We start from the raw sequence: 12,300 nt of genomic DNA on the forward strand, positions 1-12,300 counted from the left end.
TTTTTTTGGTGTGGGCCGGGGGGCTCGCGCCCCCGGGTGTGACTTCTTTTTCCCCCCCCCCGGCCCGCGCGGGGCCGCCGGAGCAACCGTAATTTTTGCCACGCGGGGGCACGCGGGCGACTGCTCCCCGATGAAATGCCGGTTCCCGGAATTCATTTATATTGCAAGCGGTAAACCTGTTTTACCCTACTCCGAATGCTGAACAGACCCGCTGCCATATATGACCGCCCTTTCCAACAAAGGGGACTGCTTGCAAAGCTCACTGCTTTTATCACCTGCCTGCTGCTCATTACCACCATCGCTTACCCGCAGGCCGGTAAAATTGACAGCCTCCGGGAATTACTGCACAATACGGGACTTCCGGACTCCCAAAAGATCGATCACCTCAATCAGCTGGCGTCTGCGCTCAATCCGGATTCTACCAATGAGGCCCTGGTATATGCCAATGAAGCCTATCTGCTGGCCCTGAAAACCAATAACAGGCCTGCGCAGGTCCGGGCCCTGCTCAATCTTTCCGAAGGTTACCTGTATAACGACAGCTATGAGCAATCCCTGGAATACGGCTTCACTGCACTCGACCTCAGCCGCCAGCTCAGGAGTGATGCCTCTATTGCCGACGCCTATACCAACCTTGGCTGGATCTTTTACGATACTGAAAATGGAAATTTCTCTTTGCAGTATCACCGGGATGCCCGGGCAATCTATAATAAAAATGGAGACAGGGTGAAGGAAGCCGTTGCACTTAATGCCATCGGACTGGTATTCCAGCTGAAGAACGAATACGATTCAGCCCGCCGGTATTTTGATCAGAGCCTGCAGATGGCCATCAAAGAAAATATCCCCGGTACTATCAGTGCTGCCTACAATAATATAGGTATCTGCGAAAATGCAAGAGGACGTTACCAGGATGCCGTTACCTTTTTCAAAAGGGCTCTCAACCTGGAAACCGTCCGCAATGCACGTCTCAGCCAGGCAGAAACCCTCAACCAGCTGGCTTATTCCTGGGTGATGCTCAAAAATTATCCCGAAGCCGAAGCACTGCTGGCCCAGGCCAGGTCCCTGATAGAAAATGCCAGCTCCAATTCAAAGAAGGAAAAGCTGCTGGACAATCTCAGTATTTCCTCACAGCTCTACCAGGCACTGGGCAATTATCCCAGGGCCTTTGCAGACCTGCAGGAATACACCCATGTGCGGAACCAGATCATCACCCGGAGCAAGAGCGATGCGATCGCCGCCCTCAAATCAAAAAAGGAAACACAGGAAAAAGAAACGGAGATCAGGGAGCTGGCTGCCGAAAAGCAACTGCGGTCCTTCCAGCGGAACGTATTGGCCCTGTGCATTGTGCTCATCCTGATCATCGGCCTGCTCTTTTATTCCAAGCTTAAACAAAAACAACGGAAAGAAAAAGAACTGGAAGAGTTCAAACAGGCTCTGATCCGAAAAGACCTGGATAATACCCTCCTTGAAAAAGCCGCCCTCCAGGATAAGCTGAAATACAAGGATGCCGAACTGAAGAATTACGCCCTCTACATTTCCCAGAGAAATGAACTGGTCCGCAGTTTCATTGACGACCTGAGCGCCCAGAAACAGGAAGGTGAGGGAAAGAAAGAAGACCTTACCCGTTTCAATAAGCTGATCCATAAATTCCAGCACGACCTCGACATCAACAAGGAGGCCCAGGATTTCAATATGTCGGTTGACGAGATCCACAAGGATTTCTTCTTTAACCTGCTCCGGAAATTCCCTGAGCTCACTGAAAATGAACGCAGGCTCTGTGCCCAGATACGGCTCAATCTCTCCATCAAAGACATCGCTTCTCTCAATAATATCTCCGTAAAATCGGCCGAAATGGCCCGTTACCGCCTCCGTAAACAGTTCAGCCTGGAACATGGCGATAACCTCAACGAGTTCCTGAAGCAATTTTAAATAATTGATAATCAGTTGTGTTAGGAGCTTGTAGAGGTCAGATAGAGGTACTGTGAAGGCTTTTGTAGATGCTGTTTTGAATGCTACTGTTATAGCTCTGGCTATTTTCAATGCACCAAATCAAAATTCAAAAACAGCAACATGCAAATGCTAAAACGATTGCTACAGAAACTGACGCTAATCTGCTTTCTGCTGGCAGGCTGGCAACTGGCCTCCGCAATGCCCCGCGACTGGACCATCAAAGGTGTGGTGACCGATAAGAATGGTAATCCTGTCGAAGCGGCTTCCGTATCAGTGAAGGGAGACAGCAGGGGTACCAAAACCGATGCCCTCGGTAGATTCCAGTTGACCGTTCCCCCCAACTCAACCCTCATGGTAACGGCCGTTGGTTATGCCAGCACCGAGATCAGGCTCACCGAAGAAAAAGAAATAAAGCTTACCCTCGATGCTGCTGCCAGTAACCTCAACGAAGTGGTAGTGGTAGGTTACGGTACGCAGAAAAAGGGCGATCTCACCGCTGCCATCTCCACCGTTAGCAGCAAGAACCTGGAAAAGCAACCCACTGCCAATCTTGCCTCCATGTTACAGGGCCAGGCTGCCGGTGTGATCGTAAGCTCAGGTTCTGGCAACCCTGCCGGTAACCCCTCCATCCTCATCCGTGGGATGAATAGCATCAATAACGATAAACCGCTCTATGTGGTGGATGGGATCCCGCAAGACGACTCCTACGATCTGAATCCGAATGACGTTGAAAGTGTCAATATCCTTAAAGACGCTTCCGCTGCTACCATTTATGGCGCACGTGCCGCCGGCGGGGTGATCATCATCACTACCAAAAAAGGAAAGGGCGGTGAGCCGAAGGTGAACTTCAATGCATTCTTCGCGCAGCATACACTCAATAACAATATCGATCTGCTGGATAAGATTGCCATGAACAAAGTGGTAAGGTCAGCCTTCGCCAATGACGGCGAGACCCCTCCCGTGTACGTGATGGACGACAGTAAATATGGTAATACCAACTGGCAGGATGCCTTCTTCAAAAAAGGCACCGAACAAAAATATGATGTGGATGTTTCCGGCAGTTCCGAAAAGATCAGCTACCGCCTGAGCTACGGCCACTGGGAACATAATGGTAATGTGATCAACTCAGGAGCAAAGCGTGATAATATCAGGCTCAACAGTGATATCCGTCTGCTCAATAACCGGCTGAAAATATCGCCTATCCTCAGTTACACCAAATTCAACAATAAAAACTTCGGCGATGCCAATACGGATGGAAATGCCGGCTATTCAGATATAATGTATCTCTACGAGGCATTGCCCCATATCCGTATTTATGATCCTGCATCTCCCAATGGATATGCTAAGCCTGAAGCTGAACTGGGCTCAGGCAATCCCGTGGGTGAGCGCATGCTCTCTGATAACAGGAGCAATGATGATTACCTGCAGGTGAATATTTCTGCCGATCTTAAACTCTGGAAAGGGCTTTCTTATACCCTGAATGCAGGAAAGAACTTTACTAACACCTATGAATATTCGCAGACGCAGGCCTACGACTTCGGAGCACAGGCATTCAACCAGTTCCCCAGCCGTTCTGAATCAAGAGGGAGGATCGAATATTCCGTGTTTACGCATTTGCTGAACTATGAGCAGAGCTTTGGTGATCATACACTGAAAGCCATGTATGGTTTCTCGCGCGAAAAACGTGTAAGCAATGGTACCAGTGGATCCGGCAATCACCTGAGCAGCCCGTTGATAGAAGCCCTCAGCGGCCTTATTGTGGAAGGTTCTGGAGATTATATCCGCGCCAATGGCTGGAATTTCAGCAATACCCTGCAATCTTATTTCGGCAGGCTGAACTATAGTTATAAAGATAAATACCTGGTGCAGGGAAGTGTGCGCAGGGATGGCAGTTCCCGCTTTGGCCCCAATAACCGGTATGGTACGTTCTGGTCGGCTTCCGCGGGCTGGAATATGCATAAAGAAGACTGGTTCAACGTAAGCTGGATCGATGAACTGAAACCACGCATCAGTTATGGTATTGTAGGAAACCAGAACATCGCCAACTTTCAGTATCTCGCCAAAATTTACCTGCAGGGCAGCAGCAACCTGCTGAATTATCCGTTCGGTCCAAAGGCCAGCCAGCAGGTGTTTGTAGGCGCCATTGCCAATGCACTGGCCAACGAGAACATCAAGTGGGAAGAAACCAGTACGCTCAATGCAGGCGTGAATTTCAGTCTGCTTAAAAACAAACTGAGCGGCAGCTTCGATTATTTCAGATCGCGCACAAAGGACATGCTGGCTGAAACGCCCATCCCGTCTTCATCCGGTATAACTCAGTTTCCTTTGACCAACGTAGCTACCATGGAAAATAAAGGATGGGAATTATCGCTTACCTGGCGTCAGTCGAATCCTTCCGGATTTTCCTGGGATATCACCGGTAACGTTTCACATTCAGAAAACAAGATCATCCGCCTCGGTTATGACCAGGGTGTGATCCAGGATGGCGCTGTTGATTATACCAATCGTATGACCACCATCACCAAAAAAGGAATTCCACTTGGTAGTTTCTATCTTTATCAGACTGCCGGTATTTTTCAGGACCAGTCGTCCATCGATGGTTATAAGAACAAAGATGGTGACCTGCTGCAACCTAATGCAAAACCCGGCGACCTTAAATTCATAGATGCCAATGGTGACGGCACCATCGACGATGACGACAAAGTGCTGATGGGAAGTGCACTTCCTGATCTTGACTTCGGTATCAATTTCAATGCTTCTTATAAAAACTTCGACCTGAGCCTGTTCCTCAATGGTAAAACAGGACTGCAGATGTACAACGGAGCCAAAATGTTCCTCTATCGTTTCTTCCGTTCTGCTGACCTCAACAATGCCTGGACGCCGGAGAATAGCAACAGTGCTGTATTCCGGTTGTCGAATACCGATGCCAACGTGAATCAGCGTGTGAGCAATTACTTCCTGGAAGATGCCAGTTTCATCCGCCTGCGCAATATCCAGATCGGCTACACAGTGCCTGCAGGTCTGATCCGTAAAGCATCGCTCAGCAAGCTGCGTATTTATGTTGGCGCTTACAACCTGCTGACCTTTACAGGATATACCGGGTTTGATCCGGACCTTACCAGCAGTGGCATTTTCAGCAGGGGAGTAGACAGGGGGTATTACCCGCTGAGCCGGTCATTTGTGGCAGGTGTCAACATCGGTTTCTAATGTTCAATCTCAAAAAAAACAGTATGAAAAAATATACAGCGGTATTGCTGGGACTTGGCATCAGCGCAATGAGTTTGACTGCCTGCTCGGATAAATACCTCGAACTGCAGGACAAGCAGAGTCTTAATGAAAATACATTCTGGACCACCCGTCAGCATGCCATTCAGGGCATCACAGCAGCCTATGCAGCTTTGCAGGGGCATGACGGAAGTATGTGGACCTTCTTTGAACAGGTATATGTTGGCCTCACCTACAAGAGTGATGAAGTTGACAATAACAAGAACGAGCCTTATGGTAAGGAACTGGCTGCCTTCATCAATGGACCTGAAGAAAGTTCCGGTTACAATATCTGGGCAACCTGTTATGCCGGTATCGGCCGCGCCAACCAGGTGATTGAAAATGTGCCGCGTATCAATGTGCTGTCGGAGCAGGAGCGTAATGAGATCATCGGAGAAGCTAAATTCCTACGGGCCTTCAACTATTTCACCCTGGTGAATGGATTTGAGAATGTACCGTTGGTGTTGAAATTTGAAAAGGATATCACCAAACTGCGTGTGCCGCAGGCAAAGCCTGCAGATGTGTGGGCCCAGATTGAATCTGATCTGAAAGATGCAGAAGCGGTGCTGCCGCTGGATTATACAGGATCCGGCATGCAGGGCCGCGCCACTAAATACGCTGCCAAAGCTTTGCTGGGTAAAGTGTATCTCTTCCAGGAAAAATGGGCCGATGCAGAAACAAAACTGGGCGAGCTCTACAATAAGTTCACACTGTTACCTAACTATGTTGACAATTTCAATGGTAAATCAGAGAATGGCCCTGAATCAATTTTTGAAATTCAGTTCAGTGGAGACCGTTCCGTGACTGATGAGCGCCAGCCTTTCAATTTTGAATTACGTCCTGCTGCATTGGATGGATGGGATGAAATGTGCCCTTCCACCTGGCTCTTCAATGAATTCAAAAAGGACCTGAAAGATGGAGGCGGTTACAGTGACCGTGTATATGGCAGCATCTTTTTTGATGATCCCAATTCATTCATGTACGACCTGAATGTGCCTGCCAACCTGGTGGCTTATTCAACGGTGAAGAATGATCTGCGGGTGCCTTATTATTTTACCAAGTACACTTATCCTACGGATCGTGCCGGCAGTTACACGGGTATCAACATCAATATCATCCGGTATGCGGATGTATTGCTGATGCTGGCGGAAGCGAAGAATGAGAACAATAAGACAGATGAAGCTACCGGCCTGATCAATGAAGTGCGGACCCGCAGTCATGCCAAAGCGTTGACTTTTGGCGGGTTCACCAAAGATCAGCTGCGAACGCAGATCCGTCACCATGAGCGTCCGGTGGAACTGAGTATGGAGTGGGGTATCCGCTGGTTCGATCTGGTTCGCTGGAACAGGGGTAATGTTGCCAAAGAATCTCTGAAGACCACCATCACCAGTCATAACAAGCCCTTCGCCAATAATTTTGATGACAGGAAGCATGTGCGTTTCGCGATCCCACAGAGTGAGCGCAATGCCAATCCTTTGCTGGATCAGAACTTTGGTTATTAGTAACCCGCGGAGAGTAGGCCGTCGCTCGCGGGGACGCGAACGACTGGTGACACCCTGAGTAAATGTGAAAACTGATAAGTTGAAGTATGAAAAAGAAATTATTATTTCTTATAACGGCAGCAATGCCATGGCTGGCTATTGCCCAAACGAAGAATGACTGGGAGAATCCGGCAGTTCCCCATCTCAATACCGTAGCGCCTCACGCCTGGTTTATCCCTTGCAGCAGTGAAGCAGCAGCCATTCAGCAAAAATCCTCTGATATCATTTCGCTGGATGGGATGTGGAAGTTCAATATCGTCAGTAAGCCATCATTGCGGCCCATGGATTTTTACAACCCCGGTTATGATATCAGTAAATGGATCGAGATCCCCGTGCCTGCCAACTGGCAGACTGTTGGGCAGGACAGCTATATTTTCACGGATGTTGAGTATCCTATCAAAGTGAACCCTCCTTATGTGCCGGAAGATTTCAACCCGGTTGGATCTTATAAAAGAGACTTCAATATTCCGGCTTCCTGGAAAGGGAAGGATGTTTTTATCCGCTTCGGTGCAGTCAACTCATTTTTCTATTGCTGGATCAACGGGCATAGCATCGGGTTCAGTAAAGACAGTAAAACACCGGCTGAATTCGATATCACTTCATATCTCAAACCCGGTAAGAACAGCGTGTCTGTACAGGTATTCCGTTTCAGTGATGGCACTTACCTGGAAGGGCAGGATATGTGGAAACTCAGTGGCATCGAGCGATCTGTTGAACTGATAGCAAGGCCGAAACTTTCTGTGTATGATTTCTTTGTGAAGGCGGGTCTTGATGCGAATTACACGCATGGCCAGTTTGATCTCGATCTCACCCTTAATCGTAATCCACAAACCAAACAGGCATTAAGTCTGCAGGTTAAATTGATAGATGAAAGGGGCGGAATTGTATTTCAGCAAAAACAAGCGACGGATACAGGCCGGACCTATACATTCAAGACCATCGTCAATAATGTAAACAAGTGGACTGCTGAAACACCTTCACTGTACACAATGGTGGTGAATACATTCAACAACAAAGGGAAACTGATTGAAAGTTTTGCGCATAAGGTAGGATTTCGTACGGCGGAGGTGAAGCATGGTCTGTTCCTGATCAATGGAGTTGCTGTAAAGATCAAGGGCGTTAACAGGCATGAGCATGATATGTTCACGGCAAAGGTGATCAGCAGGGAAAGCATGATCCGTGATATCAGGGTGATGAAAGAGTACAATATCAACGCTGTCCGCAACAGTCATTATCCCAATAAAGAAGAGTGGTACCAGCTCTGCGATCAATATGGGATTTACCTGGTGGACGAAGCCAATATTGAATGCGATGGCATGGACTTTCATGAATTGAAAACCTTATCGGACAAACCAGGATGGAAGGCCAGTTATCTGGACCGAACCCGCCGCATGTTTGAGCGTGATAAGAATTTCACCAGTATCGTCACCTGGAGCCTCGGTAATGAAAGCAGGTTCGGTGAGAATTTCATTGCCACTTACCAGTTCCTGAAATCCCGTGATAATACCAGGCCTGTTGAATATGATGAGGCAAGGGATAATCCTTACACCGATATCGTTACGCCGATGTACCGTGCGCCGAACGTACTGCTGGAATATACCAGGGAGTGGAGAAGCCGCCCCTTTATTCTCTGTGAGTATGCGCATATGATGGGCAATGGAGGTGGAAACCTGCAGGCTTATTGGGACCTGATCTATAAGCACAAACAATTGCAGGGCGGATTCATCTGGGATTTCAGCGACCAGACTTTCGAGAAGCGTGATACCCATGGCCGTAATTTCTGGGCGTATGGAAGGGATATGGGCGCTGTGGGCGCCACCAGTGATACCAGCTTTTGTGCCGATGGTTTATTTGATGCAGCCAGAAAGCCGCATCCGCAGGCATTTGAATTAAAGAAAGTATATCAGCCCGTCAGTTTTGAGACCGTTGGTCTGACCGGAAATATGATCCGGGTTATCAACAGAACTGATTTCACCAATCTGAATGAGTATTCGCTACTATGGTTTATCAAAGCTGATGGAAAGATCATTGCTTCCGGAGATGTGGTTATGCCTGCAGTAGCGCCGCGTGAAAGCGGGGAAATAAGTTTGAATATTCCGGCATTTTCAAAACAGCCAGGCACTGAATATTTTCTTACGGTGGAAGCCAGAACAAAGACAGCTTCTGCATTATTGCCGGCTGGTCACCGGGCAGCCTGGGAGCAGTTTGCCATGCCTGGTTATGTTGCAACCGTACAACAGAATATCAATTCAAAAGACACGCTGCAGCAACATTATAAAAATGGCCTGCTTGAGTTAAGTAATTCAGGTTTTACAGTCGGTTTCGATACCACAACAGGTTGGCTGACGCAGTTTGCTGTCAATGGAAAGGAAATGCTGCATGCCGCGCTGCTGCCACATTTCTGGCGTGCTCCAACCGATACTGATATCGGCAACAGTATGCAGATCCGCTGTGCCATATGGAAAGACCCATTGAAAACAGCCAGGCTGGATTCCTTTTTAGTACAAAAAATAAATGCGCAGCAAAGCCAGTTGAGGACTGTGCATTATCTGCCTGATATCGATGCGGTGTATGCCGTTAATTATCTTGTTGCTGCAACAGGAGATGTGCAGGTACAGGTGTCAATGAAGGCTGGCAATGGAAGTCTCCCTGAAATGCCGCGCTTTGGTATGAGGGTATTGCTTAATAAGGATTTCAACAAAGTGAGCTGGTTCGGCCGTGGTCCCTTCGATAATTACGATGACCGTAAAACCGCTGCTGCCATTGATTTGTACAGCATGCCTGCCGACTCGCTGTTTCATCCTTATCCCCGTGCACAGGAGAGTGGCTACAGAACGGATGTACGATGGATCAGCCTGCAGAATACGCAGGGGCTTGGATTGATGGCCATCGGGGCAAAGCCCATCAGTACAGGTGTACTTCATTTCGATATGCATAAGCTGGATTTCGACAGGGATGCCAAAGAGAATAACCACGGTGGTTCCATGAGCAATGATGATTTTATCTGGTGGAATATCGATTACAAACAAATGGGAGTAGGAGGGGATAACAGCTGGGGCGCTAAGACCTATGCAGAATATATGCTGCCTTATTCGGATTACCAGTATGGTTTTACATTGAAGCCTGTTTTAAAATGATCAGGGTGCGGGCAGTAGCTCGCCTCTGGCGAGTTACTTATATGGGTTCGCCTCTGGCGAATACCGTGTCGCCGGGAGGCGACGGAATAGAAGTCACTCGCGGGGACGCCAGCGACCGGGCACACCTGGCACAAATGCAAACATGATGTACAAGCGGAAAATTATATTTCTCATAATACTGATAGCAACGATCAGTTCGCAGTTGCAAGCACAACGGGAGCAATTCCCGGATGTGCTTGACCTGCGTACCATGGTTCAGCAGCCACGGGCCATCGAATCAACGGTGTTCAGTGATCTGGGCGCCTGGCATGCGTATGCCCTGCCCGAAAGAAGAGAGGATTATGGTGGTTTCATCGGTCCTTTGCTGATGGACATGGATGGAAAATGGATGAGCAATTCATTTGCTCAGTTGATTTTCAGCAGTGATGGAATTGAAACAGATCTTCAAACCGCTGTACCGGACATTCATTATTTTCCGGGCATGCTGAAACAGGAATTTGAAACGAAGGATTTTAAGATAAGCCTGCTGCTCATCTTTGTTTCCAACAGGGAAGCGATGGTACGGACTACTGTAAAAAACATTACTGATCAGGATAAATCAATAATTCCTGTTTATAAAGGAACGGTGTTTGACAGAGGTGCAAGCCTGCAACAAAGCGGATCAACAATACATGTAAGGTTCAATAAGTCCGGACATTTATTCACGCTGCAATTACCAGCGCAATTTAATTTTAAGATCAATCTTACTGATACTGGGTATACTGCTACTGGTGATAAGATCAGCATCGCAAAAGGGGACAGCATCAGTTGGAACAGGGTAGAAGCATTTTATCCTGACGGGAAGAAAGCTGTAAAGCAGTCAATCCCGGATTTTGAACCGGCCTTCCATAAGAATACGCTTCGCTGGAACGGGTACCTGAAAAGATATTTCAGCAACACCGGCGTTCTGGCACAATCCGAAAAAAGACTGGCTGTAAAATCCATGGTAACCCTCATCACCAATTGGCGCAGTAAATCCAGGGACCTGTTGCATGATGGAGTGTTCCCGAGTGTGAACTATCAGGGCTTCTATGGCGTATGGAGCTGGGATAGCTGGAAACAGGCCGTGGGACTGGGCTTGTTTGAGCCTGGCATTGCAATGGATAATATCCGTTGTATGTTCGATTATCAGGACAGTGCAGGCATGGTGCCTGATTGTATTTACAGCGACAAGCGGGAAAACAACTGGCGCGATACCAAACCGCCGCTTGCTGCCTGGGCAGTGGCGCTCACCTACAAGCAGTCCAAAAGCAAACCCTTTCTGCAGGAAATGTATGATAAGCTGGTAAGGTATCATCGCTGGTGGTTTACAAACAGGGACCATAATAATAACGGGCTCTGCGAATATGGCTCCACCGATGGAACACGCATTGCAGCTGCGTGGGAAAGTGGAATGGACAATGCTGTCCGTTTTGATAGCGCCATAATGCTGAAGAATAATGAACAGGCCTGGAGCCTCAACCAGGAGAGCGTAGACCTCAACGCTTACTTATACCGCGAGAAATTATACCTCGCAGAAATTGCCACAATTCTAGATTACAAAAAGGCGGCAAGGAAATGGAAACAGGAAGCAGCAATATTGAAACCATTGATCAACCAGGCGTTTTATGATGCTGTCGATGGATATTATTACGACAGAAGGATGGATCAACCCGGTTTTATCAGGCGCCACGGACCGGAAGGCTGGATACCGCTATGGGCGGGAATCTGCAGCAAAGAGCAGGCAAAGGCTATTCAGAAAAAGATAAGTAATGAGGAAATTTTCAATACAAAAATCCCTTTACCTACCCTGTCTGCCAGTGACCCTGCATTCGACCCGATGAAAGGCTACTGGCGCGGGCCAGTTTGGCTGGACCAGTTCCAGTACGGGATCGATGGCCTGAAGCAATATGGTTATCATCAACTCGCTGCCAGCTTGCTGGAAAAATTATTGCAGCATGGAGAAGGGTTACTGGGAAACGAACCCATTTGTGAGAACTATCATCCACTCAGCGGCCGCGGCCTGAATGCCAGGAATTTCAGCTGGTCTGCAGCTCATCTTTTATTACTATTAAAGAACAAATAGCACATGAGATTTTCTACTCAGGCTGTGCCTGCTATTGTAAGGGAATATTTTGGGATCGATGGTACTGCATCCGATCTCAATGGGTATGATGTATGGAACTATCTTATCAGGGCTGATGATGGGAAGAAGTATATCCTTAAAATATCCCCGCTTGTTGAGAGCGAACCATTCCTGGATGCACAGGTGCAGATCATGCAGTTCCTGGCCCGGACACCATTGGCGGATAAACTACAGCATCATATTGCTGGCGTAAATGGAAATTTCTTAGTGCCGGCCCGGATCGATTGTAAGCAATATCATCTCAGGC

At 48.0% G+C, this 12,300-nt stretch carries 6 protein-coding genes; all 6 read left to right on the top strand.

All coding sequences use genetic code 11. The annotated features are described in order from the left end of the window. The first annotated feature begins 195 nt into the window (after nucleotides 1-195). Nucleotides 196-1,926, top strand: a complete 1,731-nt coding sequence (locus ACTHMC_RS25175; RefSeq protein WP_440417517.1) for a tetratricopeptide repeat protein — start codon at nucleotides 196-198, stop codon at nucleotides 1,924-1,926. Between the two features lie 141 nt (nucleotides 1,927-2,067). Next, nucleotides 2,068-5,154, top strand: coding sequence for a SusC/RagA family TonB-linked outer membrane protein (locus ACTHMC_RS25180; RefSeq protein WP_440417519.1), 3,087 nt, complete (start codon nucleotides 2,068-2,070; stop codon nucleotides 5,152-5,154). 23 nt (nucleotides 5,155-5,177) lie between these two features. Continuing rightward, nucleotides 5,178-6,713: a RagB/SusD family nutrient uptake outer membrane protein gene (locus ACTHMC_RS25185; protein WP_440417521.1), complete on the top strand. Its 1,536-nt coding sequence runs from the start codon at nucleotides 5,178-5,180 to the stop codon at nucleotides 6,711-6,713. An 86-nt stretch (nucleotides 6,714-6,799) separates the two neighbouring features. After that, nucleotides 6,800-9,889, top strand: coding sequence for a glycoside hydrolase family 2 TIM barrel-domain containing protein (locus ACTHMC_RS25190; RefSeq protein WP_440417523.1), 3,090 nt, complete (start codon nucleotides 6,800-6,802; stop codon nucleotides 9,887-9,889). Nucleotides 9,890-10,091: 202 nt separating this feature from the next. Further along, nucleotides 10,092-11,993 (top strand): MGH1-like glycoside hydrolase domain-containing protein, encoded by a 1,902-nt coding sequence (locus ACTHMC_RS25195; protein WP_440417525.1) that lies wholly within the window; start codon nucleotides 10,092-10,094, stop codon nucleotides 11,991-11,993. A gap of 3 nt (nucleotides 11,994-11,996) precedes the next feature. Then, the coding region (locus ACTHMC_RS25200) for a hypothetical protein (RefSeq protein ID WP_440417527.1) at nucleotides 11,997-12,300 on the top strand (304 nt) is incomplete at its 3' end.

It is taken from the genome of Pseudobacter sp. (genome assembly GCF_051955275.1).
Lineage (GTDB): Bacteria > Bacteroidota > Bacteroidia > Chitinophagales > Chitinophagaceae > Pseudobacter.